Raw genomic sequence first — 26,237 nt, forward strand, 5'->3', positions numbered from 1 at the left:
CGGCGTGCTTGCGGCACGAATCCGGTCGCAATCCAGTGATTCCCGGGTTTTTCAGGCCTCCGCGAAGATTGCGAGCAGGCGTTCGACATCTTCCGGCCTCGTCGCGAAGGAGCAGACGAAGCGCCCGATCGTCTCGCCCGGCTCCAGCCCCTGCCCTGCCGGCAGCGCTCCATCCGACCAGTCGATGAACTGCACTCCGCGCGCCTTGAGCTGGTCGCGGCGAGCCTCCGGCAGGATCGCGAAGACCTCGTTGGCCTCGCAGGCCCAGGCGAGCTGGGTGTTGCCGAGCGCAGCGATGCCGGCAGCCAGCTTGCCGGCCATGGCGTTGGCGTGGCCGGCGAGACCCAGCCAATGGCCATCTGCCAGCAGGCCTTCGAACTGGGCGCCGATCAGCCGGCCCTTGGACAAGGTGTGCCCCGCGCGCTTGCGCCGCCAGGGCATCTCGGCCGCGCAGGCGGGTTCGAAGAACACCACCGCCTCGGCCGCGAAGGCGCCGTTCTTGGTGCCCCCGAAGGAGAGCACGTCGACACCCGCCTTCCAGGTGATCTCGGCGGGCGAGCAACCGAGCGCTGCGACCGCATTGGCGAAGCGCGCGCCATCCATGTGCAGCTTGAGCCCGCGCGGCGCGATCGCCGCCTTCAGCGCCGCGATCTCGTCCGGCCGATAGACCAGCCCGCATTCGGTCGCCTGCGTAATCGACAGCATCTGCGGCTGCACCTGGTGCAGCGAGTCCGGCCGCATGCGCGCGAGCTGGTCCGTGACGACCTCCGGAGCGAGCTTGCAGCCCTCGCCCGGCAGGCCGACGATCTTGGCGCCGCCGGCGAAGAATTCAGGCGCCCCGCATTCATCGGCCGCGACATGTGCCTCGTGATGGCAGAGCACCGCCCCCCAGGGCTGGACCAGGCTCGCCAGCGCCAGCGCGTTCGCCGCCGTGCCTGACGTGACGAGGAAGACCGCGACCTCGCGCTCGAACAGTTCGGCGAACAGGGCCTCGACCCGCTTCGTCCAGGCATCGTTGCCATAGGCGGCCGCCAGTCCGTCATTGGCCGCCAGCATGGCCTGCAGAACGGGAGCGCTCGCCCCGGCGAGATTGTCGCTGACGAAATTCATGTCACCCTTCCGCAAACCGGTCCGGACGCTGTTGTCGGGGATCGACCGACGCCGCGCCATCCTCTCGCCGCCGCACCGCCATGTCGTCACCGCAGTGCACGCCAAGCGCGAAGAAACAACTTCCGGGCTGGCCCGAGGCGGCCAATGATGTGAAAATGTCGAACCGATCACGCAATTAGCAATAAAATTTCGATGCAGCGCAAAATCGCCGCTTGTGCCCAGATTGGAATTCTGGCAAGTTCGAGACGTTAGGACAGTGATGCTGTCCCATTTTTCACGTGAGCGACACCGGCGAGCTTGGCCGGGCGATCGCCAAACGATGGAGCGGAGCATGACGGAAGGCATGGCCAATATCGCCGAAGCCATCCGTGCACGCGCCGCCCGTAAAACGTCGGCCTGACCAGGCGCGACTGGGCCTAGCAGCCTGCGCGCCTGCGAAGGGCGCGGGCGCGGGACTAAAAGGCGCAAGCGACCTTCGAAAACGAGACGAAACCGGCCCGGTCCTCGCAAGCGAGCAGGGCTGACCGGTGGCGGCACGGAACCGTGTGAATTTTTGACGGGCGCTGGCGGAAGCCGGCCCCCTTCGGCAGCGGAGTTGACGATGCGCGAACGCGGCGGAGCGAACCTGGTAGTGGCACAGCCCCTGGCCAAAGGCGCCAATGAGCGCTTCCCGGACGTGCGCGATCCCGCCATGCCGGAGCGCCAGGGCCTCTACGATCCTTCCTATGAGAAGGACGCCTGCGGCGTCGGCTTCATCGCCGACATGAAGAACCGCAAGAGCCATGCGATCGTCGCGCAGGGCCTGCAGATCCTGCACAATATCGACCATCGCGGCGCCGTCGGTGCCGATCCCAAGCTCGGCGATGGCTGCGGCATCCTCACCCAGATCCCGCATCGCTTCTTCAAGGAAGAATGCACGAAGATCGGCATCGAGCTGCCCGAGCCCGGCCATTACGCCATCGGCCAGTTCTTCATGCCGCAGGACGCCGAGAACCGCGCCGTCTGCGAGGAGATCGTCGCCCAGACCGTCGAGGAGGAAGGCCTGATCTTCCTCGGCTGGCGCGACGTGCCGGTCGACAACAGCGACCTCGGCGAAGCCGTCAAGGAAACCGAGCCGACCCACCGGCAGATCTTCGTCGGCCGTCCGGCCGAGATCGCCGACGAGGAGGATTTCGAACGCAAGGTCTACGTCCTCAGGAAGTCCGTCTCGAACAAGGTCTACAAGCGCCAGGACCGGGCGACCGCGACCTATTATCCGGTCTCCTTCTCCTGCCGGACCATCGTCTACAAGGGCATGGTGCTGGTCACCCAGCTCGGCTCCTACTTCAAGGACCTGACCGATCCGCGTTTCGAGAGCGCGCTCGCCCTCGTCCACCAGCGGTTCGCCACCAACACCTTCCCGTCCTGGCGCCTCGCCCATCCCTACCGGATGGTCGCCCATAACGGCGAGATCAACACGCTGCGCGGCAACGTCAACTGGATGGCGGCGCGTCAGGCTTCGGTCGATTCCGAGCTCTTCGGCGCCGACATCTCGAAGCTCTGGCCGATCTCCTATGAGGGCCAGTCCGACACCGCCTGCTTCGACAACGCCCTCGAATTCCTGGTCCAGGGCGGCTACTCGCTCGCCCACGCCATGATGATGCTGGTGCCGGAGGCCTGGGCCGGCAACCCGCTGATGGATGAGAGCCGCCGCGCCTTCTATGAGTACCATGCCGCGCTGATGGAGCCGTGGGACGGCCCCGCCGCGATCGCCTTCACCGACGGTCGCCAGATCGGCGCGACGCTCGATCGCAACGGCCTGCGTCCCGCCCGCTACCTCGTCACCGATGACGGGCTGGTCGTGCTCGCCTCGGAATTCGGCGTACTGCCGATCCCGGAGGAGAAGATCGTCCAGAAGTGGCGGCTCCAGCCCGGCAAGATGCTGCTGATCGACCTCGAAGAGGGCCGCATCATCGGCGACGACGAGATCAAGCAGAGCCTCTGCCAGGCCAATCCCTACAAGGACTGGCTGAAGCGCACCCAGATCGTCCTGGAAGAGCTGCCGCCGGTGGAGGCGCGCGCCTCGCGCACCGACGTCGCCTTGCTCGATCGCCAGCAGGCCTTCGGCTACACCCAGGAAGATACCAAGATCCTGATGGCGCCGATGGCGGTGACCGGCCAGGAAGCCGTCGGCTCGATGGGCACCGACACGCCGATCTCGGCGCTCTCGTCGAAGTCGAAGCTGCTCTACACCTATTTCAAGCAGAACTTCGCCCAAGTCACCAACCCCGCGATCGACCCGATCCGCGAGGAGCTCGTGATGAGCCTCCTCTCCTTCATCGGGCCGCGGCCGAACATCCTCGATCTGGAAGGCACCTCGCGGCGCAAGCGCCTGGAAGTGCGTCAGCCGATCCTGACCAATGACGATCTCGAGAAGATCCGCTGCATCGGTCATTACGAGGACCGCTTCGACACCAAGACGATCGACATCACCTATCCGGCGCGCGAAGGCGCGACCGGCATGGAAGGCGCGATCGCGCGGCTCTGCGAGCGCGCCGAGGCCGCGGTGCACGGCGGCTACAACATCATCATCCTCTCCGACCGGCAGGTCGGCGCCGACCGCATCCCGATCCCGGCGCTGCTGGCGACGGCGGCTGTCCACCATCACCTGATCCGCAAGGGCCTGCGCACCTCGGTCGGCCTCGTCGTCGAATCCGGCGAGCCGCGCGAGATCCACCACTTCGCCCTGCTCGCCGGCTTCGGCGCCGAGGCGATCAACCCCTATCTCGCCTTCGAGACCATGGAGGCGCTGCTGGAGGCCGGCGAGTTCCCGCCGGAGGTCGACCGCTACGAGGTCGTCAAGCGCTTTATCAAGTCGATCGGCAAGGGCCTGCTCAAGGTCATGTCGAAGATGGGCATCTCGACCTACCAATCCTATTGCGGCGCCCAGATCTTCGACGCGGTCGGCCTGCGCAGCGAGTTCATCGACGCGTATTTCCGCGGCACCATCTCCTCGATCGAGGGCGTCGGCCTTGCCGAGATCGCCGAAGAGACCGTGCGCCGCCATCGCGACGCCTTCGGCGACTCGCCGGTCTATCGCGATGCGCTCGATGTCGGCGGCGAATACGCCTACCGCATCCGCGGCGAGGACCATGCCTGGACCCCGGAGAACATCTCCCTGCTCCAGCATGCGGTGCGCGGCAATGCCCGCGACAAGTTCAAGGCCTATTCCGACCTGCTCAACGACCAGAGCCAGCGCTTCTCGACCATTCGCGGCCTGTTCCACGTCAAGATGGCCGAAGAGCTCGGCCATCAGGCGGTGCCGCTCGACGAGGTCGAGAGCGCGGTCTCGATCGTCAAGCGCTTCTCGACCGGCGCCATGTCCTTCGGCTCGATCAGCCACGAGGCGCATTCGACGCTGGCGCTGGCGATGAACGCGATCGGCGGCAAGTCGAACACCGGCGAGGGCGGCGAGGAGCCGGAACGCTTCGTGCCGCTGCCGGACGGGCGCTCGATGCGCTCGGCGATCAAGCAGGTCGCCTCCGGCCGCTTCGGCGTCACCACCGAATATCTCGTCAATTCGGCGATGATGCAGATCAAGGTCTCGCAGGGCGCCAAGCCCGGCGAGGGCGGCCAGCTGCCCGGCCACAAGGTCGATGCCCGCATCGCCAAGGTCCGGCATTCGACGCCGGGCGTCGGCCTGATCTCGCCGCCGCCGCACCACGACATCTACTCGATCGAGGATCTGGCCCAGCTGATCTTCGACCTGAAGAACGTCAACCCGGCCGCCGACGTCTCGGTCAAGCTGGTCTCGGAGCTCGGCGTCGGCACCGTCGCCGCCGGCGTCGCCAAGGCCCGCGCCGACCACATCACCATCGCCGGCTATGAGGGCGGCACCGGCGCCTCGCCGCTGACCTCGATCAAGCATGCCGGCTCGCCCTGGGAGATCGGCCTCGCCGAGACCCACCAGATCCTGGTGATGAACAAGCTGCGCGGCCGCATCGCGCTGCAGGTCGACGGTGGCCTGCGCACCGGGCGCGACGTCGTCATCGGCGCGCTGCTCGGCGCCGACGAGTTCGGCTTCGCCACCGCGCCGCTGATCGCGGCCGGCTGCATCATGATGCGCAAATGCCATCTCAACACCTGCCCGGTCGGCGTCGCGACGCAGGATCCGGTGCTGCGCAAGCGCTTCAAGGGCCAGCCCGAGCACGTCATCAACTTCTTCTTCTTCCTCGCCGAGGACGTGCGCGAGATCATGGCCGCGATGGGCGTGCGCAGCTTCGACGAGCTCGTCGGGCGCTCCGACTGGCTCGACAAGAAGCAGGCGATCGACCACTGGAAGGCCAAGGGGCTCGACTTCGCCCGCATCTTCCACAAGCCGGAAGCCGGCGCAGGCGTCGCCATCCGCAATGTCGAGCGTCAGAACCATCCGATCGAGTCGGTGCTCGACCGCACGCTGATCGCCAAGGCCGGCGCCTCGCTCGATACCGGCGCCCCGGTGGTGATCGAGAGCGCGATCCGCAATGTCGACCGCTCGACCGGCGCGATGATCTCCGGCGAGATCGCCAAGCGCCACGGCGCGGCCGGCCTTCCGAACGATGCGATCACGGTGAAGCTCACCGGCACCGCCGGCCAGAGCTTCGGCGCCTGGGTCGCCGGCGGCCTGACGCTCGACCTCACCGGCCAGGCCAACGACTATGTCGGCAAGGGCCTGTCCGGCGGCAAGCTGATCATCCGCCCCGATCCGAAGTCTCGCGCCGTCGCCGAGGACGCGATCATCGTCGGCAACACCGTGCTCTACGGCGCAATCTCCGGCGAGTGCTATTTCCGCGGCGTCGCCGGCGAGCGCTTCGCGGTCCGCAATTCCGGCGCCATCGCGGTGGTCGAGGGCACCGGCGACCATGGCTGCGAATACATGACCGGCGGCGTCGTCGTCGTGCTCGGCCAGACCGGGCGCAACTTCGCGGCCGGCATGTCGGGCGGCATCGCCTATGTGCTCGACGAGGACAAGAGCTTCGCCAAGCGCTGCAACCTCTCGATGGTCGATCTCGAGCCGGTGCCGGAGGAGGAGGAGCTGACCCAGCGCCTCTACCATCATGGCGGCGATCTCGAGTTCAAGGGCCGCATCGACGTCATGGCCAACATGTCGGGCTACGACGCCGAGCGCCTGCACCAGCTCATTGCCGACCACCTGAAGTACACCGGGTCGGCACAGGCGCAGGCGATCCTGGAGAACTGGGCGGAGTACCTGCCCAAATTCGTCAAGGTCATGCCGGTCGAATACCGGCGGGCACTAATGGAAATCGAGCGGGCCCAGGCCGGCGTCTCGGTCGCGGCGGAGTGAGACGATGGGCAAGGTAACCGGCTTTCTCGAAATCGACCGGCGCGACCGGAAGTATCTCCCGGCCTCCGACCGGATCAGGAACTACAAGGAGTTCGTGATCCCGCTCGGCGCCGAGGCGACCCGCGACCAGGCGGCGCGCTGCATGAACTGCGGCATCCCGTATTGTCACAATGGCTGTCCGGTGAACAACCAGATCCCGGACTGGAACGACCTCGTCTACAACGACAAGTGGCGCGAGGCGCTGCTGAACCTGCACTCGACCAACAATTTCCCGGAGTTCACCGGCCGCGTCTGCCCCGCGCCCTGCGAGGCGTCCTGCACGCTGAACCTCGAGGACACCCCGGTCACCATCAAGTCGATCGAATGCGCCATCGTCGACAAGGGCTGGCAGGAGGGCTGGATCAAGCCCGAGCCGGCCTCGGTCAAGACGGGCAAGAAGGTCGCCCTGATCGGCTCCGGCCCGGCCGGCCTCGCCGCCGCGCAGCAGCTCGCCCGCGCCGGCCACGAGGTCCATGTCTATGAGCGCCAGGCGCGCGCCGGCGGCCTGCTGCGCTACGGCATTCCCGACTTCAAGATGGAGAAGTCGCATGTCGAGCGCCGCGTTCAGCAGATGGAGGCCGAAGGCGTCGTCTTCCATTACGGCGTCAATGTCGGCATCGACATCGACCCGCAGGAGCTGCTCGCGCAGTACGACGCGATCGGCCTGACCGGCGGCGCCGAGAAGCCGCGCGACCTGCCGATCGAGGGCCGCGACCTCGACGGTGTCCAGTTCGCCATGGACTTCCTGCCGCAGCAGAACCGCCGCAATGGCGGCGAGCCGGAAACATCAGGCAATGCCCGCCCGATCCTCGCCGGCGGCAAGCATGTCGTCGTCATCGGCGGCGGCGACACCGGCTCGGACTGCATCGGCACCTCGGTCCGCCAGGGCGCGCTCTCGGTCACCCAGATCGAAATCATGCCGCAGCCGCCCGAGAAGGAGAACAAGCAGCTGACCTGGCCGAACTGGCCGCTGAAGCTGCGGACTTCGTCGAGCCATGAGGAAGGCGCCGAGCGCGACTTCGCCATCGGCACGCTGAAGTTCTCCGGCGAGAACGGCAAGGTGAAGCGCCTGCATTGCGCCAAGGTCGATGCCGGCTTCAAGCCGATCCCCGGCACCGAGTTCGACCTCAAGGCCGATCTCGTCCTGCTCGCCATGGGCTTCGTCTCGCCGGTCCATGACGGGCTCCTCGCCAAGCTCGGCGTCAAGCTCGACGGACGCGGCAATGTCGAGGCCAACATGCTCGCCTACAAGACCTCGGTCGAGAAGGTGTTTGCGGCCGGCGACATGCGCCGCGGGCAGTCGCTCGTGGTCTGGGCGATCCGCGAGGGCCGCCAGATGGCGCATTCGATCGACAAGCACCTGATGGGCGAGACCATCCTGCCGCGCTGAGCGGCGGGAATATCAAGCCTCACAAGAGGCTCGACGTCATGCTCGCCCTTGTGGCGAGCATCGACGTCTTGGGCACCGAGCCTGACAAGTGAAGCCAAGACGTGGATGGGCGGGACAAGCCCGACCATGACGCGAATGGCATCAGTCGCAGCGGCTCACGCCCCCAGCAGATCGATCAGATGTGGGATCAGAGGCTCGTCGGCCGGTGGCATGGCGAGCTCGCGCAGCTTGCTCGCACGCACCCATTTCAGCGCCTGCCCCTCGCGTGACGAGACGGAGCCCTCCCAGCGCCGGCAGATATAGAGCGGCATCAGGAGGTGGAACTCGGGATAGGCGTAGCTGGCGAAGGTCAGCGGCGCGAGGCAGGCTTCCTTGACCTCGATGCCGAGTTCCTCGGAAAGCTCGCGGATCAGCGCCGGCTCCGGCCGCTCTCCAGCTTCGAGCTTGCCGCCCGGGAACTCCCAGAGCCCTGCCAGGGCCTTGCCCTCGGGGCGCTGGGTGACGAGGACGCGGTTATCGGAATCGACCAGCGCGCAGGCGACGACGAGCAGCAGTTTCACGAAGCCTCATTTTCCCGAAAGGATGACCTGCACCGGCTCGGTTTCCTTGCCGGTCAGCGTCACCTCGTCATAGACCGAACCGCCCTCGCGAAAGAGCGCGTCCTCCTCGCCCCAGATCACCTGGGTGGTGACGAAATAGCGGCCCGGCGCCACCTTGTCGAAGGCAAAACGGCCATTCGCCTCAGCCTTGGTCGTACGCGTGTACTCGGCGTAGCGCGGATCCGGTTCCTCCTGCGGGTAGCTGGCCGCCGGGATGAACTTGGCGCGGCCGTAGAGGCTAGCGAAGCGCTGGCTCGCATAGGCGGTCGCCGGCACCAGCCGCACCACCTCGCCAGCCGCGTTGACGACCTGGCCCTTGGCCCTTGTTCGGAAGGCGTGACCGACGATGACCCCGTGCCCCGGCTCGCGGACATAGGCCGCTTCTTCCGCCGAGAAGGACGAACTCGCCATTGGCCGGCGCTCGACGCAGGCCCCCAGCAGGACCGCAAGGCCCAGCACACACGCCGCAGCTTTCATCCCGCTTTCGCCCCCGCCGGCGCCGTCGTCACGAGGAAGACGCCTGCAAGGATGATGACGCCTCCGACGAGCTGCCGCAACTCCAGCGTTTCACCGAGCACCAGCACACCCATAACGGTAGCGACGACCGGCACGAGATAGCCGGTCATCGCCGCCCGCGTCGGCCCGGCGGCTCGGATCAGCCGCATGAAGATCGTCATCGGGATCGCGGTCGAGAGCACCCCGAGCGCCAGCATCGCCTGCCAGTGCGGCTGCAGCGCCGACAGGGCCGCCCAGCCCGAGAACACGAGCGTCAGCAGGAGCGCTCCCGAGCCGGAGACGACCTGCTGGCCGAGCGCGAGGCGGATCGGATCGCCGGCCTTGGCCGGAACCGCGCGGGTGTAGAGATTGCCGACGGCATAGCAGAGCATCACGCCGACCATGGCGAGCACGCTGAGCGCCGTGCCGCCGCCCTCGACCAGCCGCGGGCCGATCAGGATCGCGACGCCGGCCATGCCGACCAGGATGCCGCCGAACCGGCGCCGGCTGAGCCGCTCCTCCGCGAACAGCATATGGGCGAACAGGGCGGTGACCAGCGGTCCCGCCGCCTGGATCATCGCCGCCGGGCCGCTGGCGAGCTGGATCAGCGCATAGGCGACCAGCACGTTCGGCAGCCAGCCATTGGTGGTGCCGAGCACCAGCCAGTGACCGATCTCGTGGCGGCGCGGCAGCGGGCTCTGCCGCCGGGCCAAAACGAACAGCGACAGTGTCGCCGCGCCGAGCAGACCACGGCCTGCCGCGATCGCCCAGGGCGCGACGTCGGCCGCCATCAGCTTGATGAACAGGAAGCTGCAGCCCCAGAAGAAGGAGCAGCCGAGAAGGTTGCCGATGACGAAGGCCCGGCTGGGGCCCGCCTGGGCAGCCCGATCAGGAGCGATAGTCACCATTGATCTCGACATAGGCCTTGGTGAGATCGCAGGTCCACACGGTGGACTTGCCCCGGCCGAGCCCGAGATCGGTGGTGATGACGATATGCTCGCCCTTCATGTAGTTGGAGACGGCGGTCTCGTCATAGGACGGTGCGCGGGCGCCCTGCTGCGCCACCATGATCCCGCCGAAGGAGATGTCGAGCCGGTCGCGGTCCGCCGGTTCGCCCGCCTTGCCGACGGCCATGACAATGCGGCCCCAATTGGCGTCCTCGCCAGCGATCGCGGTCTTGACCAGCGGCGAATTGGCGATCGAGAGCGCGACCTTCTTGGCCGAACGCGACGAAGCGGCGCCGTGCACCCGGATCTCGACGAACTTGCGCGCGCCCTCGCCGTCCTTGCAGACCAGATGAGAGAGCTCGAGCAGGAGCGCGTTCAGCGCCCGCTTGAAGCCGGAGAGCCGGGGATCTGCGGGGTCCGTGATCTCGGGCACGCCCCGCGCGCGCGCCTTGCCGGTCGAGAACAGCATCAGCGTGTCGGAGGTCGAGGTGTCGCTGTCGACCGTGATCGCGTTGAACGAGCCCTTGACGCCCTTGCCGAGCAGGGCCTGCAGCGCAGGTGCGGCGATCGGCGCGTCGGTGAAGACGAAGGAGAGCATCGTCGCCATGTCGGGCGCGATCATGCCGGCGCCCTTGGCGATGCCGGCGATGATCACCTCATGCCCATCGATCTTGGCCTTGCGTGAGACCGCCTTGGGGAAGGTGTCGGTGGTCATGATCGCCTTGGCGGCGTCGAGCCAGGGGCCATCCGCGGCACGCCCGGCGCAATCCGCCAGCACGCCCTCGAACTTGGTCGCGTCGAGCGGCTCGCCGATCACGCCGGTCGAGGCGATGAAGACCTGCTCCGGCTTGCAGCCGGCGGCCTTGGCGGCGATCTTCGCGGTCAGTGCCACGGCATCGCGGCCCTTCAGGCCGGTGAAGGCATTGGCGTTGCCGGAATTGACCACCACGGCCCGGGCCGTGCCCTGGGGCAGGTTGGCCCGGCACCAGTCGACCGGCGCGGACGGGCACTTCGAGCGGGTGAAGACGCCGGCGGCCTGCGAGCCCTCGTCGAGCAGGACCAGCAGCACGTCGGTGCGGCCCTTGTAGCGGATGCCGGCTTCCGCCGTGGCGAAACGCACGCCCGGCACCGCCGGAACCTTGGGCTGGCGCTTCGGCGCGAGCGGGGAAACGGGAACATCCTTGCCGGCCATCGGTGCGTCTCCTTTTGAGGCGCTTCGATGTGCCGCAGCAGCGTGCGGAAAACAAGCAGGCAATACCGGCGTGCAGATCATGCCCGGGCCGGCTCCCGGGCATTTCGGGCGCCCCTCTTCCGAGGCGCCCGCTAAGCCTGCCTCAGGGCTTCTTCGGCTCGGCCGGCGCCGCCGGCGCAGGCGCCGCGGCCGGCTGGTCGAGGCGCTCGACCTTGGCCTTGTCGCGCAGGCCGACGATGATGTCCTGCTGCGCCTTGCGGACCAGGTACTGCTCGATCTGCGGCTTGACCTCGTCGAAGGTCGGCAGCGGCTTGGTGCGCTTGTCCTCGAGCTTGATCACATGCCAGCCGAACTGGCTCTTCACCGGCTCGGAGAGCTGGCCCTTCTCAAGCTTGAAGGCGGCCTCGGCGAATTCAGGCACCATCCGCTCCTTGGCGAACCAGCCGAGATCGCCGCCTTCCTTGCCCGAGCCCGGATCCTTGGAGAGCTCGCCGGCGACCTTGGCGAAGTCCTCGCCCTTCTTCAGCCGCTCCAGCGCCGCCTTGGCCTGGGCCTCCTCCGGCACCAGGATGTGGCGGGCGCGGACCTCTTCCTCCGGCTTCAGCGTCTTGACGGTGTCGTCGAAGAGCTTCTTGGCGGCTTCCTGCGTCGCCGCCTTCTTGGACTCGCTCGTCAGATAGTCGTCGAGCAGCAGCTTGTCGCGGCTATAGGCCAGGCGCTTGGCGAATTCCGGGCTCTCGCCGATCTTGGCGGCCTTGGCAGCCTTGGCGCCGAGCTTGAGGTCGACCAGGAAATTGATCAGTTCCTCGCGCTTGCGATCTTCGGGCAGCTGGGCGGTGCGCTCGCCGAGATCGTCGGCCGCGAGTGCGAGCTCGCTCTCGGTGATCTCGATGCCGTCGACCTTGGCGACGACCTTGTCCTGCTGCGCAAAGGCCGGCGCAGCCGCGGCCAGCACGAGGCTGAACGACAGCACGGCGAGACGGGAAACAACCATCGGGTCAGGGCCTTTCGATGAACGGCGCGAAAAACGGATCGGCAGGCTGAGTGCCAGTTGATGAGGGCCTTGGCAAGGCAGAGCGCGTGCACATCAACGCGACCGGCATCGAAGGTTCCGCGGCCTCTCGCCGCTGCCTTCCTCTTGGCAGGCGGGACGCCCGCCCCCACATGCGCAGCGTCGTCTCCGATGGAACGGCAACCTCTTCGACAGCAAGCGCGCGCTGGACCGCGCGCCCGCACGCGTCTAAACACGCGCGTGATTTCAGGATTATCCGCTTTCGGCCACGCCCGCCTCGTGCCGGGTCCCGCAGCCGGAAGCGCCCATGGAAAGACCGGACATGCTTGGCGCGCTCGCAAAGAAACTCTTCGGCTCGTCGAACGACCGGCGGGTCAAAGGCTACCAGCCCCGTGTCGCCGCCATCAACGCCCTCGAAGCGGAGGTCGCGAAGCTCTCGGACGATGAGCTGAAGGCTCGCACGGAAACCTTCCGCAAGCAGATCGCCGAAGGAAAATCGCTCGACGAGCTGCTGGTCCCTGCCTTTGCGACGGTGCGCGAGGCCGCCAAGCGCATCCTCGGCCAGCGCCCCTACGACGTGCAGCTGATCGGCGGCATGGTGCTGCATGAGGGCGCCATCGCCGAGATGAAGACCGGCGAAGGCAAGACCCTGGTCGCAACGCTGCCGGTCTACCTCAACGCGCTCGCCGGCAATGGCGTGCACGTCGTCACCGTCAACGACTACCTCGCCCGCCGCGACGCGGAGTGGATGAGCCGGATCTACAACTTCCTCGGCCTCAGCGTCGGCATCATCGTGCACGGCCTCGACGACGAGGAGCGCCAGCGTGCCTATGCCTGCGACATCACCTACGGCACCAACAACGAGTTCGGCTTCGACTATCTGCGCGACAACATGAAGTACGAGGTCGCGCAGATGACCCAGCGCGGCCACCATTTCGCGATCGTCGACGAGGTCGACTCGATCCTGATCGACGAAGCCCGCACGCCGCTGATCATCTCCGGCCCGCTCGACGACAAGTCCGATCTCTACGTCTCGATCGACAAGGTCCTGCCGGGACTGGTCCCCGGTGACTACGAAGTCGACGAGAAGCAGCGCACCGTGGCGCTGACCGAGGCCGGCAACGAGCATATCGAGGAGTTGCTGCGGGCGGCCGACCTGCTCAAGGAGGGCGACCTCTACGACTCCGCCAACGTCACGCTGGTGCACCACGTCAACCAGGCGCTGCGGGCCCACACCCTGTTCACCCGCGACAAGGACTACATCGTCCGCGGCGACGAGGTCGTGATCATCGACGAGTTCAGCGGCCGCATGATGCCGGGACGGCGTTATTCGGAGGGCCTCCACCAGGCGCTCGAGGCCAAGGAGGGCGTCACCGTCCAGCCCGAGAACGCGACGCTGGCCTCGATCACCTTCCAGAACTATTTCCGCCTCTACAAGAAGCTCGCCGGCATGACCGGCACCGCCGCGACCGAGGCCGACGAGTTCGAGCAGATCTACAAGCTCGAAGTGGTCGAGATCCCGACCAATGTCCCCGTCGCCCGTATCGACGATGATGACGAGGTTTACCGCACCTTCCCCGAGAAGGTGCAGTCGATCATCAAGGAGCTGGAACGCGCCAGCGAGCGCCTGCAGCCCGTCGTGGTCGGCACCGCCTCGATCGAGAAGTCCGAGATGGTCGCCGAGATGCTGATCGCCGCCGGCTTCAAGCAGATCGACTTCACCCAGCCGGGCGCGCTCGACAAGCTCTATTCCGCCGCCCGCTCGGGCAAGAGCGCCAAGCAGTTCGCCGTGCTGAACGCCCGCTTCCACGAGCAGGAAGCCTTCATCGTCGCCGAGGCCGGCGTGCCCGGCGCGATCACCATCGCCACCAACATGGCCGGCCGCGGCACCGACATCAAACTCGGCGGCAATGTCGAGATGCGCGTCGCCCATGAGACCGCCGGCATGGAGGACGGGCCGGAGAAGCAGGCGAAGATCAAGGAGATCGAGGCCGAGGTCGCGCGCTTCAAGGAGATCGTGCTCAACGCTTCCGAGACGATCGAGCTGGAACCGGCCAAGGGCTCGCGCCCGGCCAAGACGATGACCCGCCCAGGCGGCCTCTACATCATCGGCACCGAGCGCCACGAGAGCCGCCGCATCGACAACCAGCTGCGCGGCCGCGGCGGCCGCCAGGGCGACCCCGGCCGCTCGAAGTTCTTCCTGTCGCTGCAGGACGATCTGATGCGCATCTTCGGCTCCGACCGGATGGACGGCATGCTGCAGAAGCTCGGCCTCCAGGAGGGCGAGGCCATCGTCCACCCCTGGATCAACAAGGCGGTCGAGAAGGCGCAGGGCAAGGTCGAGGCGCGCAACTTCGACATCCGCAAGAACATCCTGAAATACGACGACGTCATGAACGACCAGCGCAAGGTCGTGTTCGAGCAGCGCCGCGACTTCATGCGCGAGGCGAGCGTGCGCGAGACCATCGACGACATGCGCCATGGCGTGGTCGAGGATACCGTTTCGCGCCGCATCCCCGAGGAGGCCTATCCCGAGCAGTGGGATGCCGCCGGCCTGCGCGAGGACGTCGCCAACTATCTCAACCTCGACCTGCCGATCGAGGACTGGGCCAAGGAAGAGGGCATCGCCGACGCCGAGCTGCGCGAGCGCATCCGCAAGATCGCCGACGAGGACTACGCCGCCCGGATCGAGCGCAACACCGAAGAGGTGATGACCTATGTCGAGAAGCAGGTGCTGCTGCAGACGCTCGACCATCTCTGGCGCGAGCATCTCGTCACCCTCGACCATCTGCGGCAGGTGATCGGCTGGCGCGGCTATGCCCAGCGCGACCCGCTGAACGAGTACAAGGCCGAAGCCTTCGAGCTGTTCGACGGCCTGATCGGCCGCCTGCGCGAGCAGGTCACCGGCAATCTGATGCGCATCGAAGTGCGTTTCGACGCGCCCGAGCAGGCTGGCCCTGGCTTCGATCAGGCCGGAGGCGAACTGCCGCCGCCGCCGGCCGGCCTCTTCGGTAGCCAGTCGCAATTCGCCGCCATCGAGGGCGACCTCGCCGTCGCCGAGCGCGACCCGAACGACCCCGCGAGCTGGGGCAGGGTCGGCCGCAACGAGCCCTGCCCCTGCGGCTCCGGCAAGAAGTACAAGCACTGCCACGGCCAGTTCGTCTGAGCCGTCCCGGCAGCAGCCACTGACACATGGAAAAGCTCCGGCCGTCGGCCGGAGCTTTTTTCTTGGAGGCTGGGCCTACGACCCCGGCCAGTCCGCGATGAACCGTGCCGCTCGGGTTTACCTGCGCTGCGGCAGTCGCGGCAGCAGGATGGTCAGCAGGCCCAGCAGCGGCAGATAGGAGCAGACGCGGTAGACGAAGGCGATGCCATAGGCATCTGCGAAACCGCCGAGCAGGGCAGCGCCAAGGCCGCCCGCCCCGAAGGCGAGGCCGAAGAACATGCCGGCGATCAAGCCGACCCGCCCCGGCACCAGCTCCTGCGCGAAGACGACGATGGCCGAGAAGGCCGAGGCGAAGATCAGGCCGATCGCGACGCTCAGCACACCCGTCCAGAACAGGTTGGCATAGGGCAGCAGCAGCGCGAACGGGATGACGCCGAGGATCGAGAACCAGATCACGAAACGCGCACCGAACCGGTCGCCGATCGGCCCGCCGGCGAAGGTGCCGACCGCCGCGGCGCCAAGGAACAGGAACAGCATCAGCTGCGCGTCGCGAAAGCCAAGCTGGAACTGCTCGATGACGTAGAAGGTGAAATAGCTCGATATGCTCGCCATGTAGACATTCTTGGTCGCGGTCAGCAGCACGAGGACGAACAGGGCGAAGGCGACGCGGCGCCCCGGCAGCGGCAAGCTGCGGCTGACGGCCGGGCGTCCTGCCTGGGCCCGGCGATGGGCCGCATACCAGTGCCCGACCCGGGTCAGGATCAGCACGCCCGCCATCGCGATCACCGAGAGCCAGGCAACGCTGCCCTGGCCGAAGGGCAGGACGATGAAGGCCGCCAGCAGCGGCCCCAGCGCCGAGCCGAGATTGCCGCCGACCTGGAACAAGGACTGCGCCAGGCCATGCCGCCCCCCAGAGGCGAGCCGCGCCACCCGCGACGCCTCCGGATGGAAGACCGCCGAGCCGAAGCCGATCAGGCAGGCTGCGACGATCAGCACGGTGAAGTTATGGGCATTGCCGAGCAGGATCAGCCCGCCAAAGGTCGAGGCCATGCCCGCCGGCGCCGAATAGGGCATCGGCCAGCGATCGGTCACCAGCCCCACCACCGGTTGCAGCAGCGAGGCCGTGACCTGGAACGCCATGGTCAGCAGGCCGATCTGGACGAAATCCAGACCGTAATTGGCCTTGAACAACGGGTAGAGCGAGGCCAGCAGCGACTGCATGACGTCGTTGAGCAGATGGCAGACGCTGACGGCGAGCAGGATCGAGGTCGTCGCCTTTTCAAAACGCGGGCGGACTTCCGGGGCGACTGCGACCATCGACTTGATCTCCTGCGCGCGGGCTGATCGCGCGAGGCTCTTCTACAGAGCTTGCCGATGACCTTCATTCGTGTTTCGGTCAAAAACCTTCGCGTTTGGGCCAAAGATGAGACAGTTGCCGCGCCAAAGCCTGGAGGCGCTCGAGGATCGCCACCACCGCAGTCTCGGCTGGATCGCCCGGTCGGAAGCCGATGTGCTGGTCCACAGCTCGGACAATCCCGCAGGCTACAAGGTCCCGCTCCACTGCCATCGTCAGGACCAGTTGCTCTGCGCGTTCTCCGGCGTCGTGCTTGTCGAGACGGAGCAGGGTTGCTGGATGGTCCCGCCCGGCCATGCGCTGCTCATCCCCGCGCGCCTGCAGCATTCCGTCGAGATGCTGAGCGATGTCGACATGAAATCGGTCTATCTCCTGCCCGGGCTCGGCGATCTTGCAGCGCGCATGTTGCTGGTGCTCGGCGTCACCGACCTCGCCCGCGCGCTGATCGACGAGGCGATCCGCCTGCGCGATGCGGAGCCGGGCACGCGCAAGGTCGCCCTCGTGCTGGAATTGCTGGCAGAGGAGATCGCAACGCTGGAGGCAAGACCACTGGGCCTGCCCTTCCCCTCGGACAAGCGGCTCGCCGCGCTCTGCCGAACCTATATGGCGGCGCCCTCGGTCACCGAACGGCTGGACGACTGGGCCGGCAGACTGGCGATGAGCAGGCGCACCTTCACCCGCTTCTTCCAGAAGGAGACCGGCCTCAGCTTCGTCGCCTGGCGCCAGCAGGCGAGCCTGTTCGCGTGCCTGCCAAAGCTGGCCGAAGGCGCATCGGTCACCGACATCGCCATGCTGGCCGGCTACGACAACGTCGCGGCCTTCACCACGATGTTCAAGCGCAGGCTCGGAACCGCGCCGCGCAACTACATGCGCGCCGCGATCTCGCGCTAGCCGCTCGCCAGCCAACACGGCGCGAAGGCGCGACCTCAGCCGACAGCGAACTGCGCCTCGACCGCGCCGAGCGCCTCGATCTCGACCCGGACGGTAGCGCCCGGCGGCACCCATTGCGTCTTCACCAGGCTGCCGAGCAGCACGGTCTCGCCGGCCCGCAGCGGTTCGCCTCGCGCCAGCGCGTGATCGGCGAGCCAGGCCAGCGCCGTGTATGGGTGGCCGAGCACGTCCGCGCCGACACCGGTGCCGACCTCGACGCCGTCGACCAGCGTGCGCCCATGCAGTCCGGCGAGATCCGGCAGCGCGTCCGGTGCCAGCGCCGCACCGAGCACGCAACCGGCGGCGAAGAAGTCGTCGGCGATCAGCATCGGCGTGCCGATGGTCTGCCAGTCGACATAGCGGTCGTCGACGATCTCGATCGCCGCCATCACCGCGCCGACCGCGCCGCGCACGCTGTCCGCGGTCGCTCCCTCCCCGGCAAGATCATGCGCCAGCCTGACCGCGATCTCGCACTCGACGCCGACGCGGACGAAATCGCCATGGCGCAGCACGGCGCCGCTTGCATGGCTCGAGCCGGCGAAGAGCCCGGCGGCACAAGGGTGGCCGATGCCGAGATAGTCCTGCATCACCGGCGTGGTGCAGCCGATCTTCCAGCCGCTCCGCCGGCCGAAGCGCGAGGCTGCCAGCCGCCTATGCACGGCGCCCTGCACAGCATAGGCCTGAGCGACGTCGGGCGGCGCCTTGCCTCCCTGTGCCGGCAGCGGCGTGCGGGCGAGCCGGGCGGTGGCGATGGTCTCGGCGAGGGCGTCGATGGCTTCAGTCTCAGGCAAGGCAGGCTCCCGGCATTCTCTGGCCCAAGCCTGCCATGGCCGCGCCCGAACTGGCCAGCGCGGAGCCAGAAAGGCAGAAAGCCCGCTTCCGCGGGCTTTCGAGGTCGCATCCGGAATCCAGGCTGCACTATTTCGGCGCGAAGATGCCGACGCTGCTCGCGGTGATGTCGAAGGAGAGCGTGCCGACCACGGTCGGGTTGCACCACTTCGATCGGCCCGAGCCCGAGACGATGCCACGCGGATCGGCCGTCAGCGCGAAGCACTCGGTCTTCGACAGGCTGGTGTCGTGATAGCGCACATCCGCCGTCAGGTTCTTCCAGGTGTAGGAGAGGCCTGCGTTCCAGTAGGTGTAGTCGGGCAGGTTGACCGGCGCGGGGAAGTAGATGCTGGCATTGGGCGTGCCGATCCAGTAGCGGCCGAGTTCGCCGGAGATCGCGAGCCCCTCGAGGAAGGGCAGGTTGTACTTCGCGGTGAGCGCGCCATAAGTGCCGGTCGCGCCCGTGCCGAGCCAGTCCCAGGCGTAGAAGAGATTGGCGCCGACGATCAGCTTGTCCTCGTAATTATAGGACAGCTTACCGTAGACCTCGGTGAAATCGGTGTTCCTCGGGGTCCAGTAGCCGCCAGCCAGATCGATATACTGCTTCTCACCGGGGTAGTAGTACTGCCAGACACCGACATCCACGGTGAAGGGGCCGAATTTCGGCCGGATACCGGCATAGAAGTCGACCTCCGCCGTCGGGCTGGTGGTGAGATCGACATTCGAGGCGTAGACGCCGGCATAGAACAGGTTGTCGTAGAATTGCAGCTCGGCACCGCCCTGGATCGCCGGCTTGCGGTCGGTCTGCGAGATGCCGCGGAAATTGTAGTCCGTCATGCCTTTGACGCTGACGGCGATGTCGAACCAGGTGATGCTGGGTGCAACCGGCGCCGGCGGCGGAGCCTTCCGGCTCGGCAGGTCGGAGGCCTGCGCCATGCCAGCGGCCGCCAGCGAGATCGACAGCGCCGCGGCGGCCGTCGCAAGCCTGCAAATACCAAAGACCATCGAAAGCTCCGTCGAAGGGTTCCATGCGCGATTCACTTCGCGCATCCGCCTCGATTACGCTTGCGATGCTCCAAAACCGGCAAGATGAGGTTTTTTGCAGCACGCCCAACGACTAGGCAGACAGGGCCTCGGCGAGCGTTTCCGTGCCTAGCAAAACGCCCGCCGCCAGCAATGGCGACGGGCGTGATATTTTTATCTCAGCGCGACAGAGCGCCGATACAGATTTCAGCGCGTCGCCGGCTGGCTCGCATACGCCGCATCAGGCTGATCCAGACGCGAAGTGCGCAGGGCCGGCGAGCGGCGCGGCGGCAGCGGCGCCACAGTGCGCTGCGGCGTCTCGGGAACGACCGAGGCGATCGGCGCCGTCTCCGCCTTCGGCTCGGACGAGCCGCCCAGCAGCGGCACGAAGCTGAGCGCCCGCTGGTAGAAGGAGGGCTGCTCGGCGCTGGCGGCCGTCTGGATCGGCGCGGGCGTGGCCGCACCGGGCGAGACCTTGGCGACCTGCGTCGCGGCATCGGCCGGCTTCGCAGGGCTGGCAGGAGTGGCTGCGGCAGCGACCGCAGTTGCCGGCTTGGCTTCCGCCGCAGGCTGCTCGGCAGCGCCACGTACGGCAGCGAGCACCGCGTCATTGTCGGCCGACTCGGCCCGGACAGTCGCCTTCGTCCGGCCCTTGTCGTCGAGGACGACGACGCGCGGGCCGATCAGCGAGTCGACGCGGCTGATGCCGACATCGCGCGATCCCCAGGCGACCGACTTGTTCATCGCGTCGGCACCGGACTGCGCCAGCTGGCGCTTGAAGGAAGAATGCTGATCGCCGTCGTCATAGATCAGCTTGACCGCCGGCGTGCCCTTGGCAACCAGCGCCGCGACCTGGACGTCGTCCTGCTGGCGCTTCTGCGCGACCGCCTGCGAGACCGACGTATTGCCGCCACCATTGAAGACGTAGCGGCCGCCGGACACACCGACTGCGGGCTCATCCTTGGCGATCTCGAAATAGTCCGAGCCTTCCTTCAGGTTCTTCCAGAACGCCATGTTCGGGTCGAGCCGGTGCTTGGCGAGGTTCTCCGGCGTCATCCGGAACGGGAAGGCCTGCATCTGAACGGCCCGCTGCCCGCCGTTATGGGCCTCGCGCACCAGGGCGTAGAGCTCGCCGATCTGGTCGTCGGTCATCGAATAGCAGCCGGCCGAGGAGCAGGCGCCGTGCACCATCAGATGCGCGCCGGTGCGACCATGCGAGCGGTCATAGGCGTTGGGATAGCCCATGTTGAACGAGACGTAGAAGGACGAGTTCGGATTCATCTGCGCCGGCGTAATGGCGTAGAAGCCTTCCGGCGCCATCCGGTCGCCTTCGCGGATCTTCGGGCCGAGCTGGCCGGACCAGCGGCACATCGGGAAGGTCTTGAGCAGCACGTACTGACCGTCCGAGCGCTTCTTCCAGACCTCCAGCTCCGATTCCTTCTTGTAGGAACGAATCACGATCGGCTGGCTCTTGGTCACGCCCTTCTCGGACATGAGCGCATAGGTCGCGGACGGGATCGGAATGTTGTGGCGCTGCGAGCCGCGATAGCGATCCTCCTCGCAGGCGGCCACGGAAAGGGCGATCAGGGCCGTCAGCGCGAGATGTTTCAATGCCACGTCGTCATTCCCATCGCTCGGCCGTCTGACCCGACCATGCATCAGGCATCGCGGCCAAATTATGCCGCTTGCCCGGATTTAGAACCGTTAGGCTTGACCGTTCCTTACCACAGGCCTTGCCGGGATGGCCATATGCTGAAATCCCGGCAAATCGACGGGCCGGATCCGCGCCCGTTTCAGAGCGAGCGGCCGATCGCGAGGTACTTGTCCGCCCGCCGTTCCACGATCTCGTCGGCGCTGAGCCCGGAAAGATCCGACAGCGCGGCGGCGATCGCCGCCCCGGCGCGCTCGATCGCGAGCTGCGGCTCGCGATGCGCCCCGCCCGTGGGCTCCGAGACGATCTTGTCGATGATCCCGAACTTCAGCAGGTCCTGCGCGGTGATCTTCATGCCCGTCGCGGCGTCCTGGGCGCGGGCCGTGTCGCGCCAGAGGATCGAGGCCGCGCCTTCCGGCGAGATCACCGAATAGATCGCGTGCTCCATCATCAGCACCTTGCTCGCGGCCGCGATCGCGATGGCACCGCCTGAGCCGCCCTCGCCGATCACCAGCGCGACGCTCGGCGTGCGCAGGGCAAGGCAGGTCTCGGTCGAGCGCGCGATCGCCTCGGCCTGGCCGCGCTCCTCGGCCTCGATGCCGGGATAGGCGCCGGCCGTGTCGATGAAGCTCAGCACCGGCAGGCCGAAACGGTCGGCGAGCTCCATCAGGCGCACCGCCTTGCGATAGCCCTCGGGCTTCGGCATGCCGAAATTGTGCCGGATGCGGGTCTCGGTCGAGTTGCCCTTTTCCTGGCCGATGACGCAGACCGGCTCGCCGCGGAAGCGGCCGAAGCCACCGACGATGGCCTCGTCCTCGCCGAAGGCGCGGTCGCCGGCCAGCGGTGTGAACTCGTCGATCAACCCGGAGCAGTAATCGAGGAAATGCGGCCGCTGCGGGTGGCGCGCCACCAGAGTCTTCTGCCAGGGCGTCAGGGCGCCATAGAGCTCCTTGAGCGACTGTCCGGCCTTGGCCTCCAGCTTCCCGATCTCCTCGGTCAGCGAATAGCCGTCGCCCTTGGCGTCCAGGGCCCGCAACTCATCAGCCTTGGCCTCCAGTTCGGCGACCGGCTTCTCGAAATCCAGATAGCTTCGCATCGACATCCAGTTCTGGTCCCACATCCTGAAGGGAGACGCGTCCGCGCTGCGGCTACGGTCGGGGAACCTAAGAAAAAGCGGCGGACCTTGGCCGCGCCCCGACGCGATTGTCAACCCGGCGGCGGTGACGCACCACGATCCCGGGTCAGGCGGCGGGACGGCGTCGGCTGCGGCAACAACACCGGCCGGAAGGCGAAACTGCGGCGCGTCGCCCGCAGCGGCGCCTGGCGATAGAACTGTTTGGTCGCGTCTACGACATGCACGCCGGCGAAGGGCAGCGCGAGGCCCGCGCCGAACTTTTCCCAGGCCCCGGCCGAGCGCAGGAACAGGCGCCGGCGCAATGGCGGCACATAGAGCGCCTCGGCCCAGTTCTCGGGCGAGAACATCGCCCGGCGCATCAGGTTCTCGAGCTGGCTGCGGCTGAAGGGTCGGCCATGACCGAAGGGCGTCGTGTCCATCCTTGCCCAGAGCCCGCGTCGATTCGGCACGATCACGATCAGCCTGCCGCCGGGGTTGAGTACCCGCGAAGCCTCCTCGAGCAGGTCCTCGGGGCTCTCGGTCTCCTCGAGCGCGTGCACGATCAGCACACGGTCGACCGAGGCGGTCGGCAGCGGCAGCAGGGTGGGCTCGACGAGGGCGGAGGCCGAGAGGCCCTGCGACGGCCAGTTCAGCACGCCCTGGGCAGCCGGCATGAAGGCGATGACACGCTCGGCCTCGCCTCCGATCAGGGGCAGATAGGGCGTCGCGAAGCCGAGCCCGAGCAGGCGCTGGCGCTGGCAATGCGGCCAGAGCCTTATCACGACCCGTCCGACCGCCTGGCGCGCCACATGCCCGAGCGGACTGGCATAGAAGGCGCGCAGGTCGACGACATCGAGAGCCATGACCACGGAGATGGCGCAGGCGGCGGGCGAGCGCAAGGGCATCTGACGCTGCGTAGTGTTGGGCTTGGCCCGGCAAAGCCGCTATGAACGGCTCGATCGCCATTGCGGCAGCGACTCGCTGCCCGCGCCCCGGAGCCTGCCATGCCTCTCGACATCCATGTCTTCCGCACGCTCAGCGACAATGCCGGCGCCCTGCTTCACGACCCGGCCAGTGGCGTCTGCGCCGCGGTCGACGTACCTGATGCCGCCGAGGTCCTTGCCGCGGCCAGGGCCAAGGGCTGGCGGATCTCGCAGGTGCTGGTCACGCATGAGCATGCCGACCATGTCCAGGGCATCCTCACCCTGAAGCAGGCGACCGGGGCCAAGGTCTTTGCGCCCGCGGCCGCCCGCGGCGCCGCGCCGGTCGACGTCGTGATCGGCGAAGGCGACCATGTCGCGCTCGGCGCCTATGATTTCGAAGTCTGGGCGACGCCGGGCCATGCCGAGGGGCATGTCAGCCTGGTCAGCCGGGAAGCCCGCCTCGCACTCGTCGGCGACGTCGTCTTCGTGATGGGCTGCGGCCGCGTCATGCCTGGTCGCATGGATGCGATGTGGATCTCGCTCTCCCGCATCATGGCGCTGCCGGACGCGACCAGGCTGATCACCGGCCACGACTACACCTTATCGAACGGCCGCTTCGCCGCGGCGATGGACCCGAGCAATCCGGCTGTCGCCGCCCGCCTCGCCGAAGCCGAGGCCGCCAAGGCCGAGGGCCGCTTCTGGGCGGTGACGACGATCGCCGAGGAGAAGGCGACGAACCCGTTCTTCCGCGCCGGCGAAGGCGCTCTCGCAGCCACGCTCGGCCTGGTCGGCAAGCCCGCCGGCGAGGTCTTCGCGGCGCTGCGCGAAGCCAAGAACAAGTTCTGAGCGACGGCCTTTTCAGCCCTCATCCTGAGGAGCCGCGCAGCGGCGTCTCGAAGGATGATCCAGAGCACGCTGGAAGCATCCTTCGAGACGCGATCTGCGATCGCTCCTCAGGATGAGGGCTGAGGGACCAGGACATCACACAGGACCACAACCATGAGTCCACCGCTAGACGGCCTGCATGCGGCCGGCATCATCGCGCTGCTCGAGCTGAAGCCCCATCCCGAGGGCGGGCATTACCGCGAGACCTTCCGCGACCCGCAGGGGCCGGAAGGCCGCGGCTTCTCGACCGCGATCTATTACCTGCTCGACGCCGGCGAGAGCTCGCACTGGCACCGTGTCGACGCGGCAGAGATCTGGCATCACTATGCTGGCGCGCCGCTGGCGCTCAGCCTGTCGCAGGACGGCGCCAGCGCCTCGAGCCAGCATCTCGGCAAGGATCTCGCCGCCGGCCAGCGCCCGCAGATCGTCGTGCCCGCGGGCTGCTGGCAGAGTGCCGCCACGCTGGGCGGCTGGACACTGGTCGGCTGCACGGTCGCGCCGGGCTTCGCCTTCTCAGCCTTCGAAATGGCGGAGCCGGGCTGGCAGCCCGGGGATCACTGAGCATGGACAAGCCCGTCACCGATCTCGCGCTGGTCCGCGCCTGCGAAAGCCGCATCGTCAATGCCTGGCCTGCCCCGGCCACGCTGGTCATCGACGACTGGGTGGTGCGCTTCGCCAACGGCTATTCCGGCCGCGCCAACTCCGCTTCGGCCCTGCAGGCCGACGCCGAGATGGACGATGGCACCCTGGCCTTCATCGAAAAGCTCTATGCCGAAGCCGGCCTGCCGCCGCGCATCCGCTTCACGCCACTCGTCGCCGAAAGCGCCCGCCGGCGCTTCGCCGCGCGCGGCTACCGGATCGAGACCGCCTCCTTCGGCATGGTCGCCGAGCTCGATCCTGCCCGGCATCCGGAAGATCCGGAGATGCTCGTCGATCCGCTGGCGACGGAGGCCTGGATCAGCGGCGTCTGCAGCCACCAGACCGGCAACAAGCGCAATCGCGAGCATCTGTCCGCCATCGTCTCTGGCGTGCGCCTGCCGGCCGCCTTCGCGACCCTGCTGCATGAGGGCCGCCCCGCCGCCTATGCGATGAGCGTCGCCGAGCGCGGCATGGCCGAGATCGGCGCGGTGATCGTCGACGAGAGCCTGCGCGGGAAGGGCCTCGGCAAGAAACTGATGCTCGGCCTGATGGGCTGGGCCGCGGCGCAGGGCTGCATCCTCGCCTATCTCCAGGTCGACCAGAGCAACGGCCTCGCCTTCGAGATGTATCGCCGGCTCGGCTTCCGTACGATCTATGCCTATGAGACGCGGGTGCTAGACCGCTGAGGCGGCCTTCCGGCTCCCGGACCGAAGCTCGCGACCAGCGCCCCGACCACGATCAGCACGCAGGACAGGGCGAGCAGCCAGCTCGCCGCAGCATAGCCGGCGAGCACCAGGATGATCGTGGAGAGCACGGGGGCGGCATAGGAGGCGACGCCGAGCAGGGAGACGTCGCCCTTCTTCATGCCGATATCCCAGCAGATGAAGGCGAGCCCGGTCGAACCGAGGCCGAGCCCCAGCACCCCGCCCCATTCGACGAGGCTCGGCGTCCACAAGGTCTGCTCGAAGGCGAGATGGCAGGCCAGGGCCGCGGCGGCGCAGCCGAGCATGGTGACGCCGAGGCTCTCCGAGGGAACGCCTGCGAAGCGGCGCGAGACCACTGAATAACTCGCCCAGACGAAGGCACCGAGCGCCGCCAGCACATGGCCGAGCTGGATGCCGCCACCGCCGGCACCGAGACTGCCGGAGATCAGCACCGCCGTCGCCACGAGCCCGATCAGGGCTCCGGTGAGATGGCGCAGCATCAGCCCGCCGCCCGGCAGTAGCGCCGCGAACAGCACGATCAGCAGCGGCCAGAGATAATGGATCAGATTGGCCTCGGCCGGCGGCGCCGTCTTGACCGCGGCGTAATAGAGCGCGGTGTCGCCGAACGGCCCGTAGAGCCCGAGCAGGAAGGAAGCCGGCGTCGGCCGGGCCAGATGCAGCCGCCCCCGCGCGGCCGCGATCGCGAGGATGAAAAGGCCGCCGATCACGAAGGTCATGGCGACGAGTTGGAAGGCCGGCAGCCGTCCGCTCATCGCCGTGAACAGCGCCAGCGTCGACCAGAGCAGGATGGCGACGAAGCCGGTCGCGGTGGCGGTGCGGGAGGTCATCGGCGTCGAGCTCGGGAGGACGGCGCTCCGCTTAGCAGAGCGGCCCCGTCCTGCCTATGCCGCCT

The 26,237-nt window shown here is 67.5% G+C and carries 20 protein-coding genes; 7 read left to right on the forward strand and 13 right to left on the reverse strand.

Translation table 11 applies throughout. From position 1 onward, the window contains the following. Positions 1–51: 51 nt before the first annotated feature. Positions 52–1,110 (reverse strand): threonine aldolase family protein, encoded by a 1,059-nt coding sequence (locus tag RKE40_RS12130; RefSeq protein WP_316018496.1) that lies wholly within the window; start codon positions 1,108–1,110, stop codon positions 52–54. A gap of 691 nt (positions 1,111–1,801) precedes the next feature. Between RKE40_RS12130 and gltB the strand changes: the two genes are divergently transcribed. Together gltB and RKE40_RS12140 are read left to right on the forward strand one after the other, a co-directional pair. Further along, positions 1,802–6,433 carry a glutamate synthase large subunit gene (gltB, locus tag RKE40_RS12135; protein WP_316018554.1) on the forward strand — a complete coding sequence of 1,544 codons (4,632 nt, stop codon included), beginning with the start codon at positions 1,802–1,804 and terminating at the stop codon, positions 6,431–6,433. 4 nt (positions 6,434–6,437) lie between these two features. Next, a complete protein-coding gene (locus tag RKE40_RS12140) occupies positions 6,438–7,862 on the forward strand; it encodes a glutamate synthase subunit beta (protein ID WP_316018497.1) in 1,425 nt (474 codons plus the stop codon). Between the two features lie 155 nt (positions 7,863–8,017). Here the strand turns inward: RKE40_RS12140 and mutT are convergent, their stop codons facing one another. The 5 genes from mutT to RKE40_RS12165 all read right to left on the reverse strand — a co-directional run bounded on the left by mutT (position 8,018) and on the right by RKE40_RS12165 (position 12,089). Next, entirely contained in the window at positions 8,018–8,422 is a 405-nt protein-coding gene (gene mutT / locus RKE40_RS12145) for an 8-oxo-dGTP diphosphatase MutT (RefSeq protein ID WP_316018498.1), read from the reverse strand. 6 nt (positions 8,423–8,428) lie between these two features. Next, entirely contained in the window at positions 8,429–8,872 is a 444-nt protein-coding gene (locus RKE40_RS12150; protein WP_316018499.1) for a carboxypeptidase regulatory-like domain-containing protein, read from the reverse strand. A 62-nt stretch (positions 8,873–8,934) separates the two neighbouring features. Then, positions 8,935–9,861 (reverse strand): DMT family transporter, encoded by a 927-nt coding sequence (locus tag RKE40_RS12155; RefSeq protein WP_316018500.1) that lies wholly within the window; start codon positions 9,859–9,861, stop codon positions 8,935–8,937. After that, on the reverse strand, positions 9,845–11,095 hold the full coding sequence (argJ, locus tag RKE40_RS12160; protein ID WP_316018501.1) for a bifunctional glutamate N-acetyltransferase/amino-acid acetyltransferase ArgJ: 1,251 nt from the start codon (positions 11,093–11,095) through the stop codon (positions 9,845–9,847). The genes RKE40_RS12155 and argJ overlap by 17 nt, the downstream gene beginning before the upstream one ends. A 142-nt stretch (positions 11,096–11,237) precedes the next feature. After that, positions 11,238–12,089 (reverse strand): peptidylprolyl isomerase, encoded by an 852-nt coding sequence (locus RKE40_RS12165; protein ID WP_316018502.1) that lies wholly within the window; start codon positions 12,087–12,089, stop codon positions 11,238–11,240. A 340-nt stretch (positions 12,090–12,429) separates the two neighbouring features. Between RKE40_RS12165 and secA the strand changes: the two genes are divergently transcribed. Next, positions 12,430–15,273 carry a preprotein translocase subunit SecA gene (secA, locus tag RKE40_RS12170; RefSeq protein ID WP_316018555.1) on the forward strand — a complete coding sequence of 948 codons (2,844 nt, stop codon included), beginning with the start codon at positions 12,430–12,432 and terminating at the stop codon, positions 15,271–15,273. 117 nt (positions 15,274–15,390) lie between these two features. Here secA and RKE40_RS12175 read toward each other — a convergent pair whose 3' ends face one another. Further along, the gene (locus RKE40_RS12175) at positions 15,391–16,590 is read right to left on the reverse strand and encodes an MFS transporter (protein ID WP_316018503.1); all 1,200 of its coding nucleotides are present in this window, start codon (positions 16,588–16,590) and stop codon (positions 15,391–15,393) included. Between the two features lie 106 nt (positions 16,591–16,696). Between RKE40_RS12175 and RKE40_RS12180 the strand changes: the two genes are divergently transcribed. After that, positions 16,697–17,518, forward strand: coding sequence for an AraC family transcriptional regulator (locus RKE40_RS12180; protein ID WP_316018504.1), 822 nt, complete (start codon positions 16,697–16,699; stop codon positions 17,516–17,518). Positions 17,519–17,553: 35 nt separating this feature from the next. Here the strand turns inward: RKE40_RS12180 and RKE40_RS12185 are convergent, their stop codons facing one another. The 5 genes from RKE40_RS12185 to RKE40_RS12205 form a co-directional block, all read right to left on the reverse strand. Then, entirely contained in the window at positions 17,554–18,348 is a 795-nt protein-coding gene (locus RKE40_RS12185; protein ID WP_316018505.1) for a 2-keto-4-pentenoate hydratase, read from the reverse strand. Between the two features lie 127 nt (positions 18,349–18,475). Further along, positions 18,476–19,390 (reverse strand): TorF family putative porin, encoded by a 915-nt coding sequence (locus tag RKE40_RS12190; RefSeq protein WP_316018506.1) that lies wholly within the window; start codon positions 19,388–19,390, stop codon positions 18,476–18,478. A 225-nt stretch (positions 19,391–19,615) separates the two neighbouring features. Next, a complete protein-coding gene (locus tag RKE40_RS12195) occupies positions 19,616–21,025 on the reverse strand; it encodes a hypothetical protein (protein ID WP_316018507.1) in 1,410 nt (469 codons plus the stop codon). A gap of 176 nt (positions 21,026–21,201) precedes the next feature. Then, positions 21,202–22,155 carry an acetyl-CoA carboxylase carboxyltransferase subunit alpha gene (locus RKE40_RS12200; RefSeq protein WP_316018508.1) on the reverse strand — a complete coding sequence of 318 codons (954 nt, stop codon included), beginning with the start codon at positions 22,153–22,155 and terminating at the stop codon, positions 21,202–21,204. Positions 22,156–22,265: 110 nt separating this feature from the next. Next, on the reverse strand, positions 22,266–23,036 hold the full coding sequence (locus RKE40_RS12205; RefSeq protein WP_316018556.1) for a class I SAM-dependent methyltransferase: 771 nt from the start codon (positions 23,034–23,036) through the stop codon (positions 22,266–22,268). A gap of 141 nt (positions 23,037–23,177) precedes the next feature. Between RKE40_RS12205 and gloB the strand changes: the two genes are divergently transcribed. The 3 genes from gloB (at position 23,178) to RKE40_RS12220 (ending at position 25,306) form a co-directional block, all read left to right on the forward strand. Further along, on the forward strand, positions 23,178–23,942 hold the full coding sequence (gene gloB / locus RKE40_RS12210; protein ID WP_316018509.1) for a hydroxyacylglutathione hydrolase: 765 nt from the start codon (positions 23,178–23,180) through the stop codon (positions 23,940–23,942). Positions 23,943–24,095: 153 nt separating this feature from the next. Next, positions 24,096–24,542, forward strand: a complete 447-nt coding sequence (locus tag RKE40_RS12215; RefSeq protein WP_316018510.1) for a cupin domain-containing protein — start codon at positions 24,096–24,098, stop codon at positions 24,540–24,542. 2 nt (positions 24,543–24,544) lie between these two features. After that, on the forward strand, positions 24,545–25,306 hold the full coding sequence (locus tag RKE40_RS12220) for a GNAT family N-acetyltransferase (protein WP_316018511.1): 762 nt from the start codon (positions 24,545–24,547) through the stop codon (positions 25,304–25,306). Here the strand turns inward: RKE40_RS12220 and yddG are convergent. Next, on the reverse strand, positions 25,279–26,172 hold the full coding sequence (yddG, locus tag RKE40_RS12225) for an aromatic amino acid exporter YddG (protein ID WP_316018512.1): 894 nt from the start codon (positions 26,170–26,172) through the stop codon (positions 25,279–25,281). The two genes, RKE40_RS12220 and yddG, sit on opposite strands and share 28 nt — an antisense overlap. Positions 26,173–26,237: the final 65 nt, after the last annotated feature.

Origin of the sequence: Allobosea rubneri (assembly GCF_032464875.1) — a bacterium.
Taxonomy (GTDB): Bacteria; Pseudomonadota; Alphaproteobacteria; order Rhizobiales; family Beijerinckiaceae; genus Allobosea; species Allobosea rubneri.

Excerpts from the sequence above, each read along its gene's own strand:
- RKE40_RS12130 (WP_316018496.1), bottom strand. The coding sequence starts at position 1,110 with ATGAATTTCGTCAGCGACAATCTCGCCGGGGCGAGCGCTCCCGTTCTG.
- gltB (WP_316018554.1), top strand. The coding sequence starts at position 1,802 with ATGCCGGAGCGCCAGGGCCTCTACGATCCTTCCTATGAGAAGGACGCC.
- RKE40_RS12140 (WP_316018497.1), top strand. The coding sequence starts at position 6,438 with ATGGGCAAGGTAACCGGCTTTCTCGAAATCGACCGGCGCGACCGGAAG.
- RKE40_RS12150 (WP_316018499.1), bottom strand. The coding sequence starts at position 8,872 with ATGGCGAGTTCGTCCTTCTCGGCGGAAGAAGCGGCCTATGTCCGCGAG.
- argJ (WP_316018501.1), bottom strand. The coding sequence starts at position 11,095 with ATGGCCGGCAAGGATGTTCCCGTTTCCCCGCTCGCGCCGAAGCGCCAG.
- RKE40_RS12165 (WP_316018502.1), bottom strand. The coding sequence starts at position 12,089 with ATGGTTGTTTCCCGTCTCGCCGTGCTGTCGTTCAGCCTCGTGCTGGCC.
- secA (WP_316018555.1), top strand. The coding sequence starts at position 12,430 with ATGCTTGGCGCGCTCGCAAAGAAACTCTTCGGCTCGTCGAACGACCGG.
- RKE40_RS12175 (WP_316018503.1), bottom strand. The coding sequence starts at position 16,590 with ATGGTCGCAGTCGCCCCGGAAGTCCGCCCGCGTTTTGAAAAGGCGACG.
- RKE40_RS12180 (WP_316018504.1), top strand. The coding sequence starts at position 16,697 with ATGAGACAGTTGCCGCGCCAAAGCCTGGAGGCGCTCGAGGATCGCCAC.
- RKE40_RS12190 (WP_316018506.1), bottom strand. The coding sequence starts at position 19,390 with ATGGTCTTTGGTATTTGCAGGCTTGCGACGGCCGCCGCGGCGCTGTCG.
- RKE40_RS12200 (WP_316018508.1), bottom strand. The coding sequence starts at position 22,155 with ATGCGAAGCTATCTGGATTTCGAGAAGCCGGTCGCCGAACTGGAGGCC.
- RKE40_RS12205 (WP_316018556.1), bottom strand. The coding sequence starts at position 23,036 with ATGGCTCTCGATGTCGTCGACCTGCGCGCCTTCTATGCCAGTCCGCTC.
- gloB (WP_316018509.1), top strand. The coding sequence starts at position 23,178 with ATGCCTCTCGACATCCATGTCTTCCGCACGCTCAGCGACAATGCCGGC.
- RKE40_RS12215 (WP_316018510.1), top strand. The coding sequence starts at position 24,096 with ATGAGTCCACCGCTAGACGGCCTGCATGCGGCCGGCATCATCGCGCTG.
- RKE40_RS12220 (WP_316018511.1), top strand. The coding sequence starts at position 24,545 with ATGGACAAGCCCGTCACCGATCTCGCGCTGGTCCGCGCCTGCGAAAGC.
- yddG (WP_316018512.1), bottom strand. The coding sequence starts at position 26,172 with ATGACCTCCCGCACCGCCACCGCGACCGGCTTCGTCGCCATCCTGCTC.